Source organism: Caldivirga maquilingensis IC-167 (genome assembly GCF_000018305.1).
Classification (GTDB): domain Archaea; phylum Thermoproteota; class Thermoprotei; order Thermoproteales; family Thermocladiaceae; genus Caldivirga; species Caldivirga maquilingensis.
In genome coordinates this window covers 1,229,487-1,251,691 of the sequence record NC_009954.1, presented here as the reverse complement: position 1 = coordinate 1,251,691, position 22,205 = coordinate 1,229,487, and the positions used below count along the sequence as shown (strand labels likewise).

20 protein-coding genes and 1 tRNA gene are annotated in these 22,205 nt (G+C 43.8%); 5 read left to right on the top strand and 16 right to left on the bottom strand.

Annotated elements, in window-relative coordinates; genetic code table 11:
* Window positions 1-2: 2 nt before the first annotated feature.
* The 3 genes from CMAQ_RS06105 to CMAQ_RS06095 all read right to left on the bottom strand — a co-directional run bounded on the left by CMAQ_RS06105 (window position 3) and on the right by CMAQ_RS06095 (window position 4,729).
* The gene (locus CMAQ_RS06105) at window positions 3-1,118 is read right to left on the bottom strand and encodes a Gfo/Idh/MocA family protein (RefSeq protein ID WP_012186236.1); all 1,116 of its coding nucleotides are present in this window, start codon (window positions 1,116-1,118) and stop codon (window positions 3-5) included.
* Window positions 1,119-1,205: 87 nt separating this feature from the next.
* Window positions 1,206-3,587: an ABC transporter substrate-binding protein gene (locus CMAQ_RS06100; RefSeq protein WP_012186235.1), complete on the bottom strand. Its 2,382-nt coding sequence runs from the start codon at window positions 3,585-3,587 to the stop codon at window positions 1,206-1,208.
* A gap of 89 nt (window positions 3,588-3,676) precedes the next feature.
* Entirely contained in the window at window positions 3,677-4,729 is a 1,053-nt protein-coding gene (locus tag CMAQ_RS06095) for a TrmB family transcriptional regulator (RefSeq protein WP_048062714.1), read from the bottom strand.
* Between the two features lie 100 nt (window positions 4,730-4,829).
* On the opposite strand from CMAQ_RS06095, the gene lysS reads away from it, so the two are divergent.
* Window positions 4,830-6,311 carry a lysine--tRNA ligase gene (gene lysS / locus CMAQ_RS06090; RefSeq protein WP_012186233.1) on the top strand — a complete coding sequence of 494 codons (1,482 nt, stop codon included), beginning with the start codon at window positions 4,830-4,832 and terminating at the stop codon, window positions 6,309-6,311.
* 446 nt (window positions 6,312-6,757) lie between these two features.
* Here lysS and pdxA read toward each other — a convergent pair whose 3' ends face one another.
* Together pdxA and CMAQ_RS06075 are read right to left on the bottom strand one after the other, a co-directional pair.
* Window positions 6,758-7,735: a 4-hydroxythreonine-4-phosphate dehydrogenase PdxA gene (pdxA, locus tag CMAQ_RS06080; RefSeq protein WP_012186232.1), complete on the bottom strand. Its 978-nt coding sequence runs from the start codon at window positions 7,733-7,735 to the stop codon at window positions 6,758-6,760.
* A 350-nt stretch (window positions 7,736-8,085) separates the two neighbouring features.
* Entirely contained in the window at window positions 8,086-9,297 is a 1,212-nt protein-coding gene (locus CMAQ_RS06075; RefSeq protein WP_012186231.1) for an MFS transporter, read from the bottom strand.
* A gap of 93 nt (window positions 9,298-9,390) precedes the next feature.
* Between CMAQ_RS06075 and CMAQ_RS06070 the strand changes: the two genes are divergently transcribed.
* The gene (locus CMAQ_RS06070) at window positions 9,391-9,951 is read left to right on the top strand and encodes a hypothetical protein (RefSeq protein WP_012186230.1); all 561 of its coding nucleotides are present in this window, start codon (window positions 9,391-9,393) and stop codon (window positions 9,949-9,951) included.
* Window positions 9,952-10,111: 160 nt separating this feature from the next.
* Here CMAQ_RS06070 and CMAQ_RS06065 read toward each other — a convergent pair whose 3' ends face one another.
* Both CMAQ_RS06065 and CMAQ_RS06060 read right to left on the bottom strand, forming a co-directional pair.
* On the bottom strand, window positions 10,112-10,651 hold the full coding sequence (locus CMAQ_RS06065; RefSeq protein ID WP_012186229.1) for a class I SAM-dependent methyltransferase: 540 nt from the start codon (window positions 10,649-10,651) through the stop codon (window positions 10,112-10,114).
* Window positions 10,652-10,693: 42 nt separating this feature from the next.
* Window positions 10,694-11,551, bottom strand: coding sequence for a translation elongation factor (locus CMAQ_RS06060; RefSeq protein ID WP_012186228.1), 858 nt, complete (start codon window positions 11,549-11,551; stop codon window positions 10,694-10,696).
* Between the two features lie 123 nt (window positions 11,552-11,674).
* Here CMAQ_RS06060 and CMAQ_RS06055 point away from each other — a divergent pair, with 123 nt between their 5' ends.
* Both CMAQ_RS06055 and CMAQ_RS06050 read left to right on the top strand, forming a co-directional pair.
* Complete coding sequence (locus CMAQ_RS06055) at window positions 11,675-11,989, top strand: hypothetical protein (protein WP_012186227.1); 315 nt, start codon at window positions 11,675-11,677, stop codon at window positions 11,987-11,989.
* A 98-nt stretch (window positions 11,990-12,087) separates the two neighbouring features.
* Entirely contained in the window at window positions 12,088-12,759 is a 672-nt protein-coding gene (locus tag CMAQ_RS06050) for a hypothetical protein (protein WP_012186226.1), read from the top strand.
* Window positions 12,760-12,872: 113 nt separating this feature from the next.
* Here CMAQ_RS06050 and CMAQ_RS06045 read toward each other — a convergent pair whose 3' ends face one another.
* A complete protein-coding gene (locus CMAQ_RS06045) occupies window positions 12,873-14,270 on the bottom strand; it encodes an ATP-binding protein (protein WP_012186225.1) in 1,398 nt (465 codons plus the stop codon).
* 37 nt (window positions 14,271-14,307) lie between these two features.
* Window positions 14,308-14,425, bottom strand: a tRNA-Tyr gene (locus tag CMAQ_RS06040).
* Between the two features lie 234 nt (window positions 14,426-14,659).
* Between CMAQ_RS06040 and rimI the strand changes: the two genes are divergently transcribed.
* Window positions 14,660-15,199, top strand: coding sequence for a ribosomal protein S18-alanine N-acetyltransferase (rimI, locus tag CMAQ_RS06035; protein WP_012186224.1), 540 nt, complete (start codon window positions 14,660-14,662; stop codon window positions 15,197-15,199).
* 2 nt (window positions 15,200-15,201) lie between these two features.
* On the opposite strand, the gene CMAQ_RS06030 is transcribed toward rimI, so the two are convergent.
* The 7 genes from CMAQ_RS06030 to CMAQ_RS06000 all read right to left on the bottom strand — a co-directional run bounded on the left by CMAQ_RS06030 (window position 15,202) and on the right by CMAQ_RS06000 (window position 22,118).
* Window positions 15,202-16,209, bottom strand: coding sequence for a hypothetical protein (locus CMAQ_RS06030; RefSeq protein ID WP_012186223.1), 1,008 nt, complete (start codon window positions 16,207-16,209; stop codon window positions 15,202-15,204).
* A gap of 65 nt (window positions 16,210-16,274) precedes the next feature.
* Window positions 16,275-17,051, bottom strand: a complete 777-nt coding sequence (locus CMAQ_RS06025; RefSeq protein ID WP_048062712.1) for an MBL fold metallo-hydrolase — start codon at window positions 17,049-17,051, stop codon at window positions 16,275-16,277.
* Window position 17,052: 1 nt separating this feature from the next.
* Entirely contained in the window at window positions 17,053-18,093 is a 1,041-nt protein-coding gene (locus CMAQ_RS06020) for an NAD(P)-dependent alcohol dehydrogenase (RefSeq protein WP_012186221.1), read from the bottom strand.
* 56 nt (window positions 18,094-18,149) lie between these two features.
* Entirely contained in the window at window positions 18,150-18,992 is an 843-nt protein-coding gene (locus CMAQ_RS06015; protein ID WP_048062711.1) for a class II glutamine amidotransferase, read from the bottom strand.
* Between the two features lie 228 nt (window positions 18,993-19,220).
* Window positions 19,221-19,724 (bottom strand): 3-isopropylmalate dehydratase small subunit, encoded by a 504-nt coding sequence (locus CMAQ_RS06010; RefSeq protein WP_048062987.1) that lies wholly within the window; start codon window positions 19,722-19,724, stop codon window positions 19,221-19,223.
* A gap of 205 nt (window positions 19,725-19,929) precedes the next feature.
* Complete coding sequence (locus tag CMAQ_RS06005; protein WP_012186218.1) at window positions 19,930-20,937, bottom strand: isocitrate/isopropylmalate dehydrogenase family protein; 1,008 nt, start codon at window positions 20,935-20,937, stop codon at window positions 19,930-19,932.
* Window positions 20,934-22,118, bottom strand: coding sequence for a 2-isopropylmalate synthase (locus CMAQ_RS06000; protein WP_012186217.1), 1,185 nt, complete (start codon window positions 22,116-22,118; stop codon window positions 20,934-20,936). Before CMAQ_RS06000 ends, CMAQ_RS06005 begins: the two co-directional genes overlap by 4 nt.
* Window positions 22,119-22,205: the final 87 nt, after the last annotated feature.

Genomic DNA, 22,205 nt, shown 5'->3' with positions numbered 1-22,205 from the left:
TATTAAGCACCCTTAGTGTATTGGTTTAGTATTGGCTTAACCTCATCAGGTATGGTTAACTTAACCTCAGCACCATTCTGCCTAGCGGACTCATATATGGCCTCGAGTATGAATTGCTCATAGACGTTTTCCCTCGGGTCTATTGGCGATGGTTTACCATTAATCACAGCATCGATGAATTTACCAATCTTATCCCTCCACGCATCCCTATTAGGTAACTGCACCGTGGTTGTGGTCATGTGGCCCCACTCATCCCTGTAAACCTCAAGTGGGTTAAGCTTAATGCCTCCCCTAGTCCCCATGTAGAATGGTCTACCAAGCTCATTATTATGCATCGCCCAAGCCTCCTTAAGCATCAACACGCCCCCATTCCTAAGTACTATCTTAGCCACAACGAAGTCCTCAACCTCAAACTTCTCAGTATCCCAGGCACCCCACCCACCCTCAACAATAGCATCCCTACTCCTCCCAATTGCTGTGAAAACATGACCACTAACACTAACCACCTCAGGGAAGCCTAGAATATTCATTGCATTATCAATGGCGTAGCAGCCTAAGTCGAGTAAAACACCACCACCAGCCATTTCCCTAGTGTAGAATGTTGGAGTAGTGGGGATACCTCTACGTCTCCTACCATCAGCCAGGGTTTCACCATAGTAGAATTCCCCAAGGAGACCACCGGCTACAATCCTCTTAGCCGCAATTATCTGAGCCTCAAACCTATTCTGAAAACCAACCTCAAGAATCTTCCCAGATGAGGCGGCAGCCCTATACATTTCAAGAGCCTCACCGGCTGTTGATGCCATGGGCTTCTCAACAAGCACATTAACACCATGCTTAAGGGCATATATTGTTGGTTCAGCGTGGAATCTATGCGGCGTGGTAATACTAACCGCATCCAAGTTAAGCTTATCAATCATCTCCCTATAATCAGTGAACACGTTCCCCTCAGGAATATTCCACCTCTTAGCAAACTCAACACCACGCTCCTTAACCACCTCAGCAACACCCACTAACTCCACATTGGGAAGCTCCCTATAGTACCTTGCATGAACGTTAGCAATACCACCAGCACCTATTAAACCAACCCTAACCTTAACCTGACCACTCAAACCCATAATGCAGAGACATACCCAGAATTTTTTAAACCTTAATAATAAAATCAAAATAAATATTTTAATTTGATTCTTAATTTTTTATTTGCCTTATCTTCTCCTCAACGCTATTATTGCTGCTACTGCTGCTATGACTATTACTATGATTACTATTCCTGCTATTAATGCTGTTGATACCACTGGTTTGGTTACTGTTACTGTTGATACTGCCGTAGTGGTTGCTGTTGATGTTACAGTGCTTACAGCAGTGGTTGTGACTGTGCTAGTGACTGTTGAAACGGCAGTAGTGGTTGAGGTAACAGTTGAAGTGGTAGTACTAGTAGTCGTTGAAGTAGTAGTCACTGGAGTAGTAGTCGTAGTGGTTGTGGTTGAGGTTGAAGTAGTGGTTGATACTGGAGTATACGGTATATGGAAGTATGATGCAACACACTGCTGCAGTGAAGGATCAGGATTAGGAATACCTAGGAATGCAGCATACTGAGGATACTTAGTCCACAATGAACCATTAGCTATAGCTTGAGCAACAGGAGGAACAACACCTTTTGGTGCAACAAGACCCCATGCGATTATTATATGTAGGTCACTGTATAAGGAGTTACCATAGCCCCATGGCATGAATTCTAGTTCATACGTTAATATTGGGTACTTATTGATTATGCATGGTTGGAATAACCAGTTTGGATCCATTACAGATGTCATGTATTCATACGGCTCAAGCTTATTATAAAGCGGCACTATTGGAACGAAGTAATCATACCATGCGAATATTATCTTCATCATCAAGTCGTATTGAGGTGTTCCTGGAGCAGCGATATTCTCAAGCATCTGCCAGTTGGTTATGTTAATGTAGCCGTATGTTGAGTTGACACACCACACTATGGTACCATTAGTGAAGACAGGTGGCTGAGTGGGTAAGATAACTGGTGTGCATGTACCATTAGGCCACTGGAATGGCCAAACCTCACTACCCTTATGCCATGCCTGAATGGCTACTCCAGTAGTCCACCAAGGCCAATCTAATAACCCCCACATACTACTGTAGGCTGGTCCATTAGCTGAATTAAGCCACGTGGTAGCACCCTCGTACTCACTATTAGGTAATGTACTACTCCAGAATACTCCAACATCCTGCCCAATTAACTTGGCATTGATACCGAATGCTTGCATTTGCTCAACAGCATCACTAGCCATTGTCATCCAATCAGTGAATCCACCTGGACCATAAACATAGAGTGTTAATTCTGTTCCGTTTGGTGTGTACCAGTATTCTCCCTTCTTTGTGAATCCTAGGCTTTCAAGGAGTTGTTCGGCCTTGGTCCAGTTGTAGGAGCATGGTATGATGAATTGCCTAACATCAGGCGGGTAAGTGTCTTCAGTCCCAGGTATTACTGGGGTGGGGTAGTAGTCTGGTTTACTAATGGCTAAGCCCCATGCTGCAGCAACCTCAGTCCTATTAATAACATCGCATAAAGCCTCCCTAACCTGAGGAATATTCCAAGGATAATAATTAGGATTAATGGCAATACCCATTACTGAGAATACTGGTAAGGCGAATGAAGACCAACCTGGTGTACTATTAATGACCTTAAGCTGGGATTCGGATAAACCAATCCAATCATACGTTATCTTCCCAGCTAACATACCGCTTAAGGCCTGCGTATTGCCGCCAGTCTCCCATACTATTGCCGTTGGATCATAGTACCCCCATGATGCGAATGGGAAGACCTTATACCATGATGATAATAAGTTAGGCGGCTCAAGGGTGAAGTGAAGGTATGTTGTGCTAATGTAACTTAAGTAATATGGGTATAAACCATAATACGGTACAACATACTCTGTTACATTAGATGTGAATGACGCTGCCTGCGTTGCGTTCATTGTCCTTAACTTATCCACTATTGGTTTCCATGCGGCGTATGGTACATCAATCCAACTTGTTAATAGCCAATATGGTATGTACGGTGTCCATCTTTGGAATAGGAATTGAATAGTGTAATTATTCAATACTCTAATATCCTCATCAACAAGGGATTGGTTAATCCAAGGCACATACCAAGCGAGCACCTTCATGCCAATGTAGAACTCAGCGTAAACATCCCAAGCAGTGAAGGGAATCGCTACTGAACCATTATACCAGTATAAGCCAGGCCTAAGGTAGATTGTTAATATGCCACTACCATTGGGGAGAACTTGAACAGTCCAATTCTCAGCTAGAATAGGCCAGAATTGGCCAGTCAATGGATTAAACGCCGCTAATGGTAGGTAATCCCATGTGTTGCCAATCATGTTACTTGGCGCATAGGGATTCCACATGGGTGAACCTGGTGTTAATATTATTGTGACAGGGTTGCCTCCTATTATTTGAGGCTTCTGTTGAGCCTGCACTGTGACTGCGCTATATGCTGCCGCCAGGATAACCACCGCCACTAGTATTGCTTTCACAACTAGGGTTGAGTTACTCCTGCCAGACATAGGTGAAGCTGCCTCGTAAGTTTAAAAATTTTACTACATTATATAGTATAAATTAGGAGCATTACTGGTTCAGTTGATTCAAATGTAACTTATTGATTCATAAGTCTGATTTCAATGTACTCTGATTCAATATCCTCAATTAAGGCGTTAGTACCACCTATGAGTAATGCTTTATTGCCGTTACTGGGTAATAGTTCAAAGTTCACTATATCACTATCTATCGTTACGTTAAGTGGTATCCCAGTTACATCAACCTCCTCATTACTGCTCGTTAAGTAGCCCTTAACCCTAACCTCAATGCTTAGCTTAGATTCCTTAGCCTTAAGGATCTCCCACGTGGCGAATCTATGTGAGTTAAAAACCAGTGGGTAGTCAGAGGGCTTAAAGCCTCTCCTGTAAACCGTCTGAGCCCGCCTCCATGTATCGAAGAATCCGTGAATGAATTGAAGAGTCATTGTCCTATCTCTAAACACGTACCCGTATGTCTCAGGTTCCCTAAGTAAACTAACCCTACTGGATGCGAATACGCAGGATTCCGCGTTTGGTGAAATGAAGTAGAATGGGCCAAGCCTATTCACCTTAACCTCAACAACACTCTTAATACCCTTCAATTCATTTAACAATTCATCATTTAAACTAGGGTACACTAAAATATACGCCTTAACCTTGGGATCAATGCTACTCATGTACTTAAGTAACCTACTCAATAACACTGGTGGGGCTGATACATATAATTCACTGTTGGCCTCTTGGATTAAGGATGCTGAATTATAGATAACGTTATCAATACCCCTAGTAACCCATAGTAGGTTCCGTGCCTTATCACCCCTGGTTAATGATGTTAATGCCTTAACCACAGCTTGCTTACGCTTAAGCATCTCACCCTCAATCATCTCCATTATAACCCCCATGCTTATTGGCGCATATACCTTAGGCTTACTCTGCTGAACATTAATGAAACCCTTCCTCTCAAGTGAAACCATTATATTGTATAATTGAGGCTGGTGAATAGATAAATCAGCCATAATCTCCCTAGCCGTGGCACTACCCTTAAGGAGTAGGTACGCTAATACAGTGGCTTCCTTCCTTGATAAGCCGAGGATTGTCAATGCATCCACTAAATCATCATCAATTACCTGCATCAGACACACTATACTTCACTGCGCTTTTAGGGCTTTACCCATGGGTTGCATGTGGTACAATGTTTATTAAGACTATCCGCATTGAACTTAACGCATCAGTATGTATAAGCCTCAATGGGACCCGAATAGGTTAAGGATCGTGGAGGAGTTGAGGAGTAGGGGTGTTAACCCGTATCCACATAAATTTGAGATTACCCACACGATAAGTCAGATTAGGGAGCTAGCTAAGAAGTACCCTATTAGCCATGATCCATTCCTTAAGGGTATTAGGACGGTGGGTAGGGTGGCTAACGTTAGGAGGCATGGTAAGGCTTCATTCGTTGATATTTTCGATGAGGGTGAGAGGCTTCAACTCTACTTGAGGGTTAATGAGCTTGGGGATAGGTTTGAGGAGTTTCATAGATATGTGGATAGGGGTGATGTAATTGGGGTTGAGGGTGACTTATTCTACACGCTTAAGGGTGAGTTAACGCTACTGGTTCATGATTACGCATTATTGGCTAAGGCGCTCCTTGAGCCACCTGACTGGAGTAAATACACCACTGAGTGGAGGTATACGCATAGGTACCTTGACTTCCTCTATAATAGTGAGGCTAGGAGGATTATTCAAACCAGGTTCAGGATTATTCAAGCCATTAGGGAGTTCTTGAATTCAATGGGGTTCATGGAGGTTGAAACCCCAATACTTCAACCAGTCTACGGTGGTGCCTTGGCTAAGCCCTTTAAGACTCATGTTAATGCCCTTGATGAGGACTGGTACCTTAGGATTAGCCTTGAACTTTACTTGAAGAGGTTCATAATTGGGGGTTTCAATAAGGTTTACGAGATTGGTAAAGTCTTCAGGAATGAGGACATTGATGTTTACCATAACCCGGAATTCACAATGCTTGAATTATACTGGGCCTACGCGGACTACAATGATATCATGAGGCTTACGGAGGATTTGATTCATCAAGTGGCAGTGAAGGTTACTGGTAAGGACATGGTGGAGTACCCTATAGGTGAAGGTAAGGTTGAGGTTAAGTTAACTACACCGTTCAGGAGACTAACAATGTATGAGGCCTTAAGTAATGAGCTGGGTAAGAACGTTGAGTCAATGAGTGATGATGAGTTGAGGAGATTAATGAATGAGAATGGGCTGGTACCTAGGGGTGGGCAGTACGTTAGGGGGCTTATGATTGAGAAGCTATTTGATAAATTAGTGGCACCTAAGTTAATTCAACCAACCTTCATTACTGATTACCCACAGGAGACTACACCATTATGTAAGCCACATAGGTCTAAGCCAGGCTTAATAGAGAGGTTTGAATTATACATTGCCGGAATGGAGCTGGCCAACGCCTACACTGAGCTTAATGATCCCCAGCTACAGCACAAGTTCTTCGAGGAGGAGGCTGAACGCTTCAAGGGAGGTGACGAGGAGGCGCATCCCTACGACTACGACTTCGTCCTGGCCCTAAGCTACGGAATGCCACCAACAGGTGGATTAGGCATAGGCATTGATAGGCTAGTAATGGTGCTGACTGGGCAATACTCCATTAAGGAAGTAATACCATTCCCAATGGTAAAACATAATCCTTAATCATTAAGCCATCCAACCTCATCACCTGCATTAACATTTTCATTGATCATTTTATTAATATGCTAATGTCGAATTTAATGCGTATGAACCCATAATTAATTAAGATAAAAGCACTTGATCTAAAGCATCATTAATTATAAGCCTGCGCTATGGTGAAACCCGCGGATTTCTAGTTAATCTACCTTTTACTACACTGACGTATACTCACCATTAGCAATATCTGCATTATTTTTGCATCAAGTCCATGGAATATTGATAATAGCATAATAATGCTCAATAATAGCCTATACTCCATGTACAGTGTTAGTTTAAGCACAGTGACTGTAAGCACTATAGCAGTAACTAAGCCGATTATGAATTCCATAGTAATAATAACATTAAAAGGAAGGTGAATTAAGACTAGTTCCAGGTAAATTAAAGCTACTTAATTACACTCATTATAAAAATCAATTAGTCTCCTTGAAGGCTTTTCTCCATCTTCTCTTATACTGGTTTGCGTACCTTACTGCCTTCCTGATTGCCTCAAGCATGCTTGTTTCATCCGCTATCCCCTTACCAGCTATATCGAAGGCTGTTCCATGGTCAACTGATGTTCTTAGGAATGGTAGACCCAGGGTTAGGCTAACCGTCCTCTTGAAGTCATATGTCTTAGCTGCGATGTGGCCTTGATCATGGTAGAGTGAAAGCACTATATCATAGTGGCCCTGGGCGGCTAGGTGGAAGACTGAGTCAGCTGGTATTGGGCCGTAGGCATCAATACCGTACTTAACCCTAGCCTCCTTAACCGCTGGGGTGATCTCATCAATCTCCTCCCTACCCAGTAAACCACCCTCACCTGCATGTGGGTTTAAGGCCGCAACAGCTATCCTCCCCCTCCTAACACCAAGGGCCTTAAGTACCCTGCTTGCGTTGATTATGCCATTAAGCACATTGGCTGCCTTAATCTCCTTAATTGCATCAGCTAACGGCATGTGTCTCGTTAAGAATAGTATCCTCAGTCTCCTCGTCTCGAAGACTGTTAATGATTCCTTGGACTTTGTTAATGCTTGAAGCAACGTAGTGTGGTCTATGTAGCTTGAACCAGCCTTAATCCAAGCCTCCTTATTAATTGGTGCTGTGGCTAAGGCATCAATCTCACCAGCCATGGCTAATTCAACACCCCTCCTAACACTCTCAAGGGAAACCCTACCAGCCTCCTCCTGAACCTTACCGAATTCAAAGGGGCCTCCTGGAATATCAATAAACCTAACCCCATTAAGAACATCATCACTAATCTTAAGCATCCCTAAAACCCTCTTAAAGTGCTCCAGGTTACCTATTAACGTTAATTCAACCTCAGGGTTACTTAGCTTTAATAATGCCTTAGCCACTATTTCATAACCAATCCCAGCCGGGTCACCTAACGTAACACCAATCCTAGGCACATTACTGGATTAGGTACAGGCTTAAATGCATTAGCATGCAACTCCACCATTACTTAACCACACCTAGTCATTAAAGATCATGGGAGCATTACAGTTGCTACGGTTAATTATCATTTCCTAATCCTCTTAGCATCAATACATCTTCAACATATTCTTAACGGACCTCAATCAAGTGGGGTTTTACTTATTCTTCATAGAAGCTAATACTGGTAGGCCTATCATGAGGTACAATACCTGTGTTTACTAAATCCTCCTCGTAATTTAGCATTTTTAACATGAATTAGGTAATAAACATAACTTGGATTATGGGTTAAGTAATTGAAAGCTTCACGCTTTAGAACGAGGAATCATTAGGCGGATACCTTGGTTAATTCAGGAACCTTACTCTTATCAATCAGCCTGAATAAGTACGCTGAACCCCATAACATCACCCCAGCTATAACGTAACTCTGCCCTATGCCTATTGAGTTAGCTAAGTAGCCTGAGGTTAGGGAGCCCGTTAAGTAGGCTGAGCCCGTGACCACGTTGTAGACCCCAAGGCCTCTACCCTCCTTACCATTCTTAAGCCTCTCAAAGATCATTACATTGGACGCAGTGTAGAATGTTGAGAATGCTAACCCAGCGGCCAGTGGGTATAGGGTTAGGCCCGTGGCGATTAGGGTTACTGGTGTTGATGATGTTAACCCTATTAGGGAGTAGGATAAGCCCCTTAGGATTAATGAACTTGAGGCAGCCTTAGCGTTGCCGCCAAGCCTATTTATTAGGCGTGGTGCTAGTTTAAAGCCCATTATCTGAACCCCCAGGCCCATTGAGATCACCCCCATAACCCACGTCTTAGATAACCCACCCACCCTTAGGCCGTATGGGTAAAGCGTATTGAATATGCCTGATGAAATGTAGAATATTATGAGGGCTGAATACAGTATTATTAAGTCAACTAAGTCACCTAACCCCATTACCCTACCCTTTGACTTAGGTGGGTCATTACTAGTATTACTAACCTTAACTACCTCCCTGGGCATTGTTAATACGGTTAAGGCTACTGAGGCGAGTGATAATAAACCCATGGATAGTATTATAGTTTTAATGCTTAGGAAACCTGAAAGAACCGCAGCGGCTAAGTCACCTATCAGGTAACCCAGTGAATTAATGAAGTTTAGGCTTGAGTAAGATTCACTCCACTTAGATCTACTTGAGTAACCCACAATAATCATGCTTGCCGATACACCAACAGCCGATGAGAATAATGAGGCGGCTGCATAGTAGAGGGCTATCTGAGGTATGCTTGATGAGTAGGCTAGGGCCAGCATGAATAGGGCTGACCCAAGGAAGCCTAGGGTTAAGACCCTTCTACCACCGTACCTATCCAGTAGAAAACCCCATATCAACGGCGCCGCAACACCGGCCGCTGAGCCGGCTGACATGGCGTAGCTAACGTCTATTGGAGTACCCTTTAATGACGCTATTTCAAGTGTTAGTAAAGTGCCCAGGGGACCGATGGCGATGCTGTAGGGCATTAGGGCCATCATCCAATTAATCCTTCGCTCAGTTAACGACTTCATTTACCTTCACCTTTAAACTAGGTGTATTTAAACCAGACTATATCCTGGTTTAATTGAGTAAACATTATTAGGGTTTAATTACTCTTTAAGCTAATGCTGCTTGAGCTGAATGAGGATGGCTCATTCATGCTCAGGATTGAGGGGAGTGAATTAAGGGGCCACATTAGGGCCGTGGCCACTGGGGAGGATGTTGTTAAGGCCTCATACGTCAATCAATCCTTTGTTGCAGCCAAGTTATTCCTACCCGAGGCTGTTGAGGAGGCTAAGAAGAGGAATGTTAGGTTAATTAGCATTGAGGATATTACTGAGCCATTAGCCGTATTAATGATAAGCATGCTATCCCACAGGAGGGCTGACTTATTAATAAGAATCTTCAACGCAATACTACCACCCCAGGTGGCTAGACACTACTACTACAGTGAGTATAAGGATATATTAACTGGTAAAGTTAGCAAAGCATCATTCACCATGAGTATTGAGATACCGAGTAAGATCGCCCCATTACTCTTCGAGGACCTTAATGAACTACTAGCTGAATTATCAGCCAAGATGAGTAGGTTAAAGGACGTTAACATTGAGTTCACTGTTAAGAAGAGTAGTGAAGACTATAACTTAAGCTTCAACTTCAGTACTGGGTTAAGGGTATTAACCTAACCCACATTAGGGTCATTAACCATGAGTCAGCCGGTGCCAGCTGACTCAAGGGGGCTTAGGCCCGGCCCCGACTAAATACGGTAAATAGTAGGCTGCGGTGGCTACTGGGTTATACGTAATCAATTGTGTGGTAGGTTTCATGGTGTGTGAGTGTTTTTCACTATTTAGTTAATGTTCTTCTAATTATTATTGCGTTGAAGTTACCTAAATCCTTAACCTCAATTGGCTTGAAGTACTGGCTATTGAAGTACTTTAGGACGTCCTCAGGCTTCATCCTAATCCACGGTGGTGGTCCGGGTATTGATAGGCCTGGCTTCGACTCAATTATTATGGCTAAGCCGCCTGGCTTAAGTATCCTACCTATCTCTGAGGCTACCTTACTCTTATCCTCCATGTCGTGGAATGAATTAACCATTATCACTAAGTCCACGGTGCCTGATGGTATTGATGTTGATGATGCGTCCTCGTTTAGGAAAACAGCCCTCTCATCCTTAACGTAATCCTTAGCCATCTTAATGGCGTACTCATCAACATCAACGCAATACACTTTACTGGCCTTTCTGAGTAGTATTGGGCAGAATCTACCTGAACCGCATCCTAAGTCGGCGGCTACACCGTTCTGAGGTGTATTACTGGTTATTAAGTCGATTACCTCATCACTGACGTAACCGTGATGCAAGTGGTGATGCATTCTCCTCATGGGTAATACTCGATATCGGAGTATTTAAACCCTTCACTGGGATTAGGCCTTAAGGTCTGCGTAACCGTATATCCTGGGTGTCTTGGGCTTGGCATTAACGTTGATTATTAATGCCCTGCAGTTGACTGGTAGCTTATCCTTAAGGCTTATCACTGATTCATTAACCTTACCCATGGTTCTCACACCGCAGGCAATTACGTGTACTAATTCAGCATCATGAGCATACTTAAGCTTCACGAAATCCTTAACCTCACTGGTTAACTTAACCCCAGGCTTAATTAAGGCTTGAATACCCTCAATCTCCTCAAGCCTAACATTCCTCAAGGCTAACCCAACCCTAGTACCCGGTAATACTGAGTCCTGGTCCTCATCAAGGACTTGAATACTCCTAACCTCAACCTCCTTCATCATTGGTAATGCCATTAACTTATCATGAACACTCACCTGCGTTAACGCAAAGCCCAATACCACTAGGCCAACACCCTTAACATTGAAGGCCCTATCCACGTAAACCACACCAACATCCTCAGCATCAGCGTCAATTTCAGTGAACTCGGAGACGTAGTTACTTATCCTCAACTCCCTGAAAACCCTCCTGAAGCCGTCGGCATCATCAGGCATCACCACTCCCCTTAACCCCGAGGCCTCGGCTAATAGGGCTAATTCACCATCAATCCAGGTTAATTCACTAGGCACCTTGAGGTAGAAGACTGAGGATATGGATAACGCCACTGCCTCATCAATAATCCTATTAACCGGCGGTACGAGAATTGACTTAACTAATTCATCCCTCTTCCTATAGTAAATACGCTCCTCACTCCTCTTACCCATTAACTCAGCCAGCTTAATGGCCTCAGCCTCATTGGATGAAAGCACCGTGACCACAGTGCCCTTAATCATAAGGCAACCGCACCCTCTTCACTAAATATATACTTTTGCACCATGAACATAATACCCATGCCTCAATAAGGCTTAGGGGCTTATTGCATATTTAAATAAGTCGAGCGAGTTACTTGATTTAAAATGGGTAAGTGCATTGTTCAGGTTGATAGGAGGAAGTTTAAACTTGGGGAAGTGGTTTACATTATGCTAACTAACATTAGTGATAGGGCACTTTACATTGGTTCATGGCAAGTGCTTGACTCATCATCAGGAGTAGTGTTCACCATGGAGCCTCCCCAGGTATTAATCCCACCATCCTCCTCAATAATGGTGACTTGGTTTCAGGTAAATAACGAGGGGGCGCAGGTTAAGAGCGGGAAATACGAGATTGTTTGGAAGCCTAGGGATGAGGATGGTAATGAGTACTCCTGCAGTACTCAAATTGAAGTAACGTAGATTATTAATCAATGGCTTAGAGGCGTAGGCATTACTTCAAGTTAAAACCTATCCACAGTTACTATTAAGGTTTATACACTACTGTTGATCATTAACATGTGGATAAGGCAGTGCTAATGGTGGCTTTACCAATTGTAGCCGGTTTAATTAAGGATGATTACGTTAAATTAACTAAGGGTGATGTTAACTACACTGATTCAAGGAACTTCGTGGATAAATTATGCAAATGCCTCAACCTCTGCAGCTGGCCTAGGCTTGTGGTAATTGAGACTGCAGTATACCCAATTAGCCAAATTCTAGATCTACCCGGGAGTGACCTTGAGGACATATACCTTAGAATGACTGCAGTAGGTGAAGTGCTTTCAAGGGAGGTTAAGGCCAGTGTAATTACCATAACCAGGAGCGGTGGTTTTAGGGATGCGAGTAAGATTATACCAGAACCCCAATGGCCCAGGCACCCGGGGGAAGGTATCTTCATAACGACGGGAATATTACCCATAAGTGTAATGAGTAAGTTGAACAAGTTAATTAACTGGTATGGGGATGTGCTTGATGATCTTAAGGATGAGAACATGGATGAGTTAAGCGGGGAATTCATGAGTATGTATAAGCTCAGCCACGGGAGTGTGGTTTTCTTACTTCCACCAATAGCTGATGTGGATGCTGTTGAGTTGAAGAATACGCTGATTAATAATGTAACGTTAATATATAGTGAACTGGAGGAGCAACTTAGACGCCATGGCGTTAAAGTAAGGCGTAATAGGATTTAGGAACCCGTGCTGATGCATTACCTAGTAAATAATGATCCCCCTTGGATTTAGGGTTAAGTAACAGTGATGGCTCCAGTTAATGAAACCTAGGTAACTCAGTCTTAATGCTGGTTTTAGGATCCTGGCTTAAACAGTGTTATGGCACCCCTACTGCATGCGCTTACGCATAACCCGCACCCAATGCATTCATCAGTATTAATCCTTGGGTAACCCTGCTCATCAGTAGTTATTGCACTGCACTTAAGTGCAATGCAGTCACCGCATAGGTCACATAGGTTCCTGTCAACTACAGCCTTTAATTCACTTCTAAACCCGCTAAGCCTAATCCAGGCTACGCCACCATTATCTAGGGTACTGGTTATTAATTGACATACCCTATCAAGCTCCACACCCCCATTAACCTCTATGACGCTTACATTGGCTGGGGGTGGGCATTGGTCATTAATAATTACAATTGAGCCATCACCCGCATCATCGTATACATCACATGATGTCACCACGGTTACCTTACTACCGTATGAGTAATCCCCAATACCCTTAACTAAGGCTAGTGGATTAATGTGGGTTGCATCCGTGATATCATTAATGTTCCTGGGCATGAAGTAGGTGGGGTTTGGGTTATAGTCAGGCCGCATTACCGTTTCACTCCACCTAATTAGGTATGGTGAGGAAACCACTATAGGTACATTACCAAGCCTACCCTCCCTCACTAGTTTAAGTAGGCAGAATCTTATTAATGCAGCTGGATCAATGGGTCCATTATCAATCACCCTCCAGGCATCCCTCACTATTGAGTCGAACTTAGCCTTAGAATCCTTGAACTCAACATTTGGGTTAACCCCCTTGATTAAATTAATCATGAATGGCCTAGCCTCCTCAACAATCTTAACCCCTGAGAGTTCATTAATGGGTAGTGGATTAACGTAGAGGCTCCTTGATGCTGATGAGTCAGCTGGCAGGTAACCCTCAACTAATACGTCACCACTCTTCACATGTTCCCTGGCCCTACTTAGGATTAATTTAACCCGCTCATCATTATTACCCCATTGTTCAGGTAACCTCCACCTATTCCCAATACCCCAATTCCTATTGAAGACAGGCCTATTAACCAGTACCTTAACCTCATTAAGCCTGGGGCAAAGTGACCTTGATAAGAGGGGGTTAAGCCTAATGATGTATGGCTTCTCCACAACTGAACTATATTGAAAAGCCTCATTTAACGCGACGCTTAAGCTATCCTCATCCCAAGGCTCAAGGCACGGTAGGTTAACTAACCTGCAGAGGGGTCTAATGTCCCATAGGTCAATGACTGCTATAACCATGGAACCCCTCACTGAGGATACCGTTAACTCACCGAGGTGCCTAATGAAGCCGTAGGTGTCCAGTACTGTTAATGAGTCTTGGGAGGTCATGGACATTCCCTGGGCCACGGCCACAGGGTCAGGTACAGGGTATCCGCATGATCCAGTAAGCCTACTAACAATGGGTGACCTTTGGAGTATTGCCTTCACTTGAATATTACTTAACCCAGTTTAATAAGAATACTGCTGGTCGGCCCGCCGGGATTTGAACCCGGGACCCCCCGGTTTCCGGCCACGGGGATTTAGTGAATTGTCCCCCGTGGGGCTGACTACAGCCGGGTGCTCTGCCGCTGAGCTACGGGCCGCTTCACTAAACTTGGCTCATAAGTATTTTTTAAGTTTTTCTCATAATTTAGGGGATTAAGGCCACTTACAGGGTTAACATGACGCCGCACCTATTGAAGGCTCCCAGCATTAATTAAACTCATTCCCCTTCACGGTTATTTAATCATTCCTTATCTTAATATCATTGTAGTTAATGAGGGGATTATTGACTTGGGACAAATATTTATATATTAGCTCACTCCAGCTAATGCTTCATGGGTGTGGTCACTGAGAAGCTTGAAGGTGCTGAGGAGATTACTGGTAAGGGTGGTGTTAAGTTCATTATTAAGGAGTTTGATATGAGTGACTTGGAGGATGTTATTAGGATTAATAGGGCTGTCTTACCTGAGAATTACCCATCATACTTCTTCGTTGAGCATCACTTATCATTCCCCAAAGCCTTCATTGTGGCTAAGGTTAACGGTGAGACGGCTGGTTACGTAATGAGTAGGGTTGAGTTCGGCTGGTCTAATTTAAGGAAGGGGAGTATAGTGAGGAAGGGGCACATTGTATCCATTGGTGTTCTACCCCAGTATAGGAGGATTGGGATTGGGTATAATTTAATGGTTAGGTCAATGAGGGCTATGAAGCACTTCTACAAGGCCAGTGAGGTTTACCTGGAGGTTAGGGTTTCTAATAAACCAGCCATTAGCCTATATGAGAAGTTAGGCTACGTGATTGTTGATGTGGTTAAGGGTTATTACCATGATGGTGAAGACGCCTACATCATGGCCGCATACCTCGATAAGTACTAGGCTTAATTAATGGTTGATTCCCCGGTTAACTCATGTGGGTCATATATTTTAGCGTAGGTGAATACTCCCCTTAAGTATGTTGAGACATAGACCTTACCTATACTGCAGTCACCGTAGTTAACGGTGAATGGTATTATTAACACGGCCCTACTCACATTACTCCTCCTCAATTCCTGCTCAATGGAGTCCACAATCTCCCTTAAGCCAGGTGTGTAGTTGGCTTGATTAAACTCAATGATTCTACTTACCACAGGAACCTTATCCTCACCATTTGGGTGCATTAGGAATATGCCTTCATTACTAATTACGGGTGAATACCCCAGCCTAGGTAAGTCGAGGTAATCAAATAACTTAAATGAAAGCAACCTACTGAGTATGTAGTATGTTAGGTAATTACCACAGCATTCGCACACCGGTCTACTGCACTTGCTGTGTAGGAATTCATTAACCGAGTCAACGCAGCCAATTAATCCACCACTTATCATGAAGTCAAGTAATTGAATTGTGTAGTTCAACTCATCCCTCCTCCTTAATCCAATGGCCTTCAATGACTCCGGGTTACCTGGCTTATAGTTAATTAACATGCTCCTTAAGACACAGTTACCGTAGGCCATCTTCATCATTAACCTAGCGCACTCAGTGAGTAAGCCCCTCCTGAATAATTCACCAATCCTAATAGCATCCTCCGTTAATACGCCATTGTTAACCAGGCCTAGAGCCTGTAGGGTTGGTTCAATAACCCTAACATTGGATTCACTTAAACCATTAGCCTTCAGGTAACTCAGTAAGGCTTCCTTAACGTTCCTAAGACCCTTATCTGAGGCGTAGGCCAGTAGGTTAAGTATCCTCATTAATGGTACTCTAATGTACCATGAGTTGCGGACGCATTCACTGTTATTAATCATGCTCTTAATGTAGGCTAAGGCATCATCAATGCTCCTGAACATTGTCTTCCCACCCTCGGTAACAACAGTTACCTCACCCTCAGACACCAGTAGCTCTATCTTCATTACTGCGTGGTTAACGTTTAATCACTTTAAAATAGGTTTCAGATAAAATTACTTAATAAGGGTGTTTAAATGAACCATTCCCTGAAGGTGTTAACGTTATCTGGGTCGTAGGCTGGTATAATTACCTTACTCCTAGCCCTCAGGTACTCGTAGGCGTTTAGGCACTCGTAAATATCCTCAGCTATACCTATGGGTATGTTCTCCCTAATGTTCCTAAGGGTGAAGGCTGAGTCCGTTAAACTAACCACGTAATCCTTAGTGTTAATTATTACTGCCATTGAGCTCCTGTGATGGCAACCAGTCCACTTAACCCTAACACCATCAACAACCTCATCCTCATCATCAAGAAGCATTATCCTACCCCAAGCCTCCTCAAATAAGTAATCCCTAACATACTTAGGTAGGTAAACGTCCCTGTTTAGGAATGGGGATGGCTTAGGGTTAACAACATCCTCAAACCAACCCCTCCTTGAGAAGTATATTTTAGCCTTCTTAAACAAGTCCAAGCCACCGACCGTGTAGTCCTGCACCGGGGTTATTATGATGTGTGCAATATCATCAGGCGTTAACTTAAGTCTCTTTAATATGTTCTCAATCCTCTCATTATCCTGAACAGTGAACCTACACCTATCACTACCAGCCCACTCCCTTAGGAACTTATTCCTAAGGGTTAAATCCCTAACTAAACCAGTGCCCACTAGGACGTAGCCGTCATCAGTATCAATTATCATTGTGTAGAAGCTTAACCTAACCCACTTATCGAAATCCCTCATCCAATACACCTCCGGTCCAGGGACCTCCCCATGATCCCCGACCTTAGCTAACCAGAACCTCCTAATCATGTTAACCACCCCATGGTGTTATCACGAATCTTCCAAGCACCTTACCCTCACTTAATTTAACTAAGGCATCGTTAACATCCCCCTCGCTTAACGGTATCTTCTCAATATATGACTTAACCCCATGATCCTTAATGAACTTAACCATCTCCTCCATCTCATTAATACTACCGTAATTACTCCCAATAACCGTGTACTGCCAGGCAACAGTATCGAAGACGGGGATTGGGTATGATTTACCCTCCATGCCAACCAACACCACTGCACCACCCGGCTCAAGTAATGACACTGCCTTAGCGGACTCCTCATTGCCAACGAAGTCGAGGAGAATTGAGGCACCATCAGTGCTGACGCTCTTAACAATACTGGCTAATTCACTTGGGTGAACGGCATAGTGGGCGCCTAATTCCTCAGCCCACTTAAGCTTATCATCACTCCTCGATACGGCCACAACGGTGACGTATGGGGTCATTTTCCTAAGGTACTGCACTGCATATGAGGCTAAGCCACCCATACCGTAAACTATCACCAGTGAACCTGGGTAAAGATACGGTATACTCTTCTTAACCGCTGAGTATGATGTTAAACCAGCGTCAGCTAAGGGGGCTGTCTCAACTGGATCAATGTCTATCCTCACTAAATACCTGTAATCCGGTACGTAAAGGTACTCCGCATACCCACCGTAGTAGTTTGATTGACCTGGTATGCTTTGATCCCTACACTGCATGCACTTACCCACCCTACAGTATTTGCAGCCTGGGTCAGCCCAAATTGCGTATACAAGTACCTTATCCCCCGGCTTAAGCCCCTTAACCTTACCCCCAACCTCCTCCACTATGCCCGCGTTCTCATGACCTAGGACGAAGGGTAGTTTAAAGCCCTCCCTAGGCTCAGTACCCTTCCATAGCCTAACATCTGTCTTACACATTCCAGCTCCAATAACCTTAACTAACACTGACTCATCATTACCGGGTTCCTTAACATCAATGGACTCAAGCCTAAGCCTCCCACTGAATTCCCTTAGGACTAAGGCCCTAGCCCTCATTGATGCACCGGCATTAACCTGATTTTAAAGTAATTAACCTAACAGGTTAGTTTAAGTTAATTACTGATTAACCACTTATCATTAAGCTTTACATCACCTGTACGTGGGTTAATATTATATGAGTGGTATTCACCATTATTAAGTGGCTCACAGTTGGCTAAGCCGTGTGGCTTGTAGTAATCCACTATTGTTGATGATGCGTAGAGGCTTGATTCCCCAACCCTACACCAGTAAAGCCTATAGTAGTCGTCACGCTCCTTATCCTTACCATCATTAAGCCTAGCATGGTAGCCGCCGACTATTACTTGAATCATATCATGTTTAACAAGCATTACACCTAGGTTAGCGCCAGTTCTCATGAAGCCTAGTAACCACCTTAAATCATCAATAGTAATATTGCCTAACACCCTCCTGGCTAATGCTAAATTAGCTACAAAGGTATCATTGTACTTAGCCTCAACCCACTCACCTAGGCCGAGTACCTTAATGAGCTCCTCTTTCTTAAATGAACCATTATGAATCATGTAAACCTCATCCCCAGTACCGGTTACTGCATGAACAGGGTGGGTGGAGAAGAGGTTGATTGGAGTACCTGTGCTGGCTGCCCTTGCATGAATCATCTCAATGAATACCCCATCATTCACTAAGCCGCTTAATGGGGAATTGGGTAATGAATCCGAGTATATTGGGTTAACACTCCTATGCACTGTTAATGATGGCTCACCACCCAGTCTACTCACAAGCGTCACCTTACCCCAACCGTCACTGTGCCTGGCTTCACCATACAGTCTACTACCGTATGGGTCGTTTGAAGCCGCCTTAATTAAACCATTAACCACATCCTCATACTGATTAATGAAGTCAGCTAAATGCCCTATCATTACCAGCATCCTGCACATTAACTTGAATTAAGTGGACTCGGGTTAAAAATAATTCGTGGGAATCAGTGTTAATGTGAGGGGATTGGGATTAGGGTATTATTAAGACTGGGATCACGTTCACTTAATAATCCCATTACCCACGGGGGTTATCAAGAATTTATAAGGCCTTATGGATTGAAAACCATGGGTTGAATATATTCGCTTCGCTGAGGCCTTCATTAATATGGGGCTTAAGTAAACCTTAATTCACTTAGACTGGCCACTACTCTTTAGGTAATTCAGTAATCCGCCCTTAAGTAGTATTTCAAGGGCTACTCCCGTTATTGGCTTAGCCTTAATAACCCTTGAATCATTTATAATAATTTCACCTGTATCAACTATGACACGTACGTGGTCACCATCATTAATCATCTTACTTACACCCGGTACAGTTAAGACTGGGAGCCCATTGTTTATTGCATTCCTGTAGAATATCCTAGCGAAGTACTCCGCTAATACAGCCTTAACCCCAGCGGCCTTAAGCGCTATTGCGGCTTGTTCCCTACTTGAACCCATTCCGAAGGCTCTTCCACCAACAAGTATTACACCATTCTTAGCCTTCTCATAGAAGTTGGGGTCAAGGGGCTCCATGGCGTGCTTACCCAGTATTGATGGATCAGTGTAAACCAGGTACTTGGCTGGGATTATTACATCAGTATCAATGTTATCCCCAACCTTAATGACCCTACCCTCCACTACTAGTTGAGGCATAGTTAACCCGGTTAATTTACTCATTTTAAATTTAACCTAAATAGCCACTGATGACTAATATGTTCCTAACCCATCCCCCTATACTAGTGTAAGGAATCAGTAATACCCTTTCAGTAATTGCAGTAGCAGTGCTAAGTAATGAATATGACTCTACTAATTATCTTAGGGAATATGCCTGTGGCATAAAGGCGCTGTGATGGATTAATCATAAGTGTGCCATAACCTCCTCGGTGAATGCATTAGTGGTTAAGCCACCGCCTAGGTCTGGGGTTAACTTACCGCTACTTAAGGTATTTAGGACACTACGTTCAATCGCCTCACCGGCGGTTACGTAACTCCCATTGCCCGTTTTACCACCCCACCATTTAAGCATCCAGGATATGCAGAGTATTGTGGCTGTTGGATTAGCAATACCCTTACCGGCTATGTCGAATGCGGCGCCGTGAACTGGTTCAAACATTGCCTTTGAATCACCCATGTTTGCTGATGGGGCTAAGCCTATGCTGCCGGTTACGTAGGCGGCTATATCGCTTAGTATGTCACCGTAGAGGTTGGTGGTTAACACTATGTCGAAGTCCTGGGGTCTCCTAACCATATCCATTACAGCGGAGTCAATGTACATTTCATTAACTGTAACTCCAGGGTACTTTAAGGCAACCTCCCTAGCCACTGTTCTGAATAAGCCATCTGTTACACTTAATACGTTGGCCTTATGGACTATGGTTACCTTATTCCTCCTCGCCTTAGCTAATTCAAAGGCAACCTTAGCAATCCTCTCACTGGCTCTCCTTGAAATAACCCTTAAGGCCACTGCCACGTCATTCGTCAACATGTGTTCAGCCCTAACGTAAACATCCTCAGTGTTCTCCCTAACTATGATTAAGTCAACCCCATCCCTAAGCGCCTTAACACCCGGATACACCTTAGCTGGCCTAATGTTGGCGTATAGGTCAAGGCCCCTCCTTAACTTAACCACAACATCACCAGCACTCTCCCCCACAGGCCCCTTTAGTATGGCGTCTGAGGACTCAATAATACCCCAGTATTTACTTGGTAATGCTTCACCATACTTGCTTAAGGCTGAGTCACCGGCTTCAACATCATGAAGCTCAATGGTTAACCCATACTTAGCCGCAGCGGCCTTAAGGACCCTTAAGGCTGAGTCAACAACCTCAGGGCCTATTCCATCCCCCCTTATTACGGCTATCCTCATGCTGACTCACTGTTAATCTCCATTAGTACTATCCTTTTAAAGTCCTCCCATGTTAAGCTACTCCCTGAGTCACCCAGTTGCTTTATGCGGTGGAGTATCCTCATGACTAGTTCATTACTGGGTTCAATACCCATCATCTTTAAGGCATACTCCACTGAATGCCTACCACTATGCTTACCTAGGACTATTCTACGACTCATACCAACCATAGTGGGGTCAATGGGTTCATACGTCTGGGGGTTACTTAAGATACCGTGCACGTGTATGCCCGACTCATGGGAGAAGGCATTAGCACCGACTATAGCCTTATTGGGTGGTACAGGTATCTTAAAGAACCTTGACACTGTGTCTGAAACATCCTTAATCTTATTGAACCTAATCCTAGTATCATAACCCAGTAGGAATTTAACAGCTGAGGCTATCTCCTCCAATGCCGCATTACCGGCTCTCTCCCCAACACCGTTTATTGTACCATGAGCTTGATCAGCCCCAGCCTCTATCGCGGCTACACTATTGGCTACAGCCATCCCGAAGTCATCATGACAGTGAACACTGAGTAGGTAATTACCCTTCACATTGCTTTTAATCACCTTAACCAGGTTCATAATCCTACTGGGCCACATAACCCCAACAGTATCAGCTATGTCAAGCCTATCGGCCCCAGCGTTCACCACGCTTTGAAACACATTGATTAGGAAGTCTAAGTCACTTCTAGTTGCATCCTCGGCGCTGAACTCCACTGTTAAGCCGTGGCTCTTAGCGTACTCAACGGCGTTAACCGCTGTTTCAATTACCTGGCTCCTACTCATCCTTAACTTATACTTCATGTGTATATCAGACGTGGCTATGAATAAGTGAACCGCCTTTACGTCAGCGTCAATAGCCTTATCAATATCAGCCTTATTAGACCTTGATAATGCAATAACCTCAGATTCAGTAATCTCCTTACTAATCATTTTAACAGACTTAAACTCACCCTCACTCACGGATGGGTAACCGGCCTCTATTGAATCAACCCCAAGGTCCTCAAGCTTCATTGCTATTATCAACTTCTCCTCAGGTCTTAATGCAACCCCTGGTGTTTGTTCACCATCCCTTAGGGTGGTGTCTAGGAACCTCACATACCTAACCCCCGTCTCCTTAACGGGGGATTGAATCATTTCTTGAGCAATCCAGACCACCCTAAAACCCCCTCGGTATTGAGTATATAAGTTTTAAGCCTTAGTGAGCTAATAAATACTGGTAATTAACTTCAATAGAGTCTCCTT

What these genes read in the sequence shown, in the direction of transcription:
- CMAQ_RS06100 (WP_012186235.1), bottom strand. Translation starts at nt 3,587, where the DNA reads ATGTCTGGCAGGAGTAACTCAACCCTAGTTGTGAAAGCAATACTAGTG.
- lysS (WP_012186233.1), top strand. Translation starts at nt 4,830, where the DNA reads ATGTATAAGCCTCAATGGGACCCGAATAGGTTAAGGATCGTGGAGGAG.
- CMAQ_RS06095 (WP_048062714.1), bottom strand. Translation starts at nt 4,729, where the DNA reads ATGCAGGTAATTGATGATGATTTAGTGGATGCATTGACAATCCTCGGC.
- CMAQ_RS06015 (WP_048062711.1), bottom strand. Translation starts at nt 18,992, where the DNA reads ATGTGCAGGATGCTGGTAATGATAGGGCATTTAGCTGACTTCATTAAT.
- CMAQ_RS06020 (WP_012186221.1), bottom strand. Translation starts at nt 18,093, where the DNA reads ATGAGGGCTAGGGCCTTAGTCCTAAGGGAATTCAGTGGGAGGCTTAGG.
- CMAQ_RS06075 (WP_012186231.1), bottom strand. Translation starts at nt 9,297, where the DNA reads ATGAAGTCGTTAACTGAGCGAAGGATTAATTGGATGATGGCCCTAATG.
- rimI (WP_012186224.1), top strand. Translation starts at nt 14,660, where the DNA reads ATGGGTGTGGTCACTGAGAAGCTTGAAGGTGCTGAGGAGATTACTGGT.
- CMAQ_RS06030 (WP_012186223.1), bottom strand. Translation starts at nt 16,209, where the DNA reads ATGAAGATAGAGCTACTGGTGTCTGAGGGTGAGGTAACTGTTGTTACC.
- CMAQ_RS06025 (WP_048062712.1), bottom strand. Translation starts at nt 17,051, where the DNA reads ATGATTAGGAGGTTCTGGTTAGCTAAGGTCGGGGATCATGGGGAGGTC.
- CMAQ_RS06065 (WP_012186229.1), bottom strand. Translation starts at nt 10,651, where the DNA reads ATGAGGAGAATGCATCACCACTTGCATCACGGTTACGTCAGTGATGAG.
- CMAQ_RS06070 (WP_012186230.1), top strand. Translation starts at nt 9,391, where the DNA reads ATGCTGCTTGAGCTGAATGAGGATGGCTCATTCATGCTCAGGATTGAG.
- CMAQ_RS06060 (WP_012186228.1), bottom strand. Translation starts at nt 11,551, where the DNA reads ATGATTAAGGGCACTGTGGTCACGGTGCTTTCATCCAATGAGGCTGAG.
- CMAQ_RS06005 (WP_012186218.1), bottom strand. Translation starts at nt 20,937, where the DNA reads ATGAGGATAGCCGTAATAAGGGGGGATGGAATAGGCCCTGAGGTTGTT.
- CMAQ_RS06055 (WP_012186227.1), top strand. Translation starts at nt 11,675, where the DNA reads ATGGGTAAGTGCATTGTTCAGGTTGATAGGAGGAAGTTTAAACTTGGG.
- CMAQ_RS06010 (WP_048062987.1), bottom strand. Translation starts at nt 19,724, where the DNA reads ATGCCTCAACTAGTAGTGGAGGGTAGGGTCATTAAGGTTGGGGATAAC.
- CMAQ_RS06105 (WP_012186236.1), bottom strand. Translation starts at nt 1,118, where the DNA reads ATGGGTTTGAGTGGTCAGGTTAAGGTTAGGGTTGGTTTAATAGGTGCT.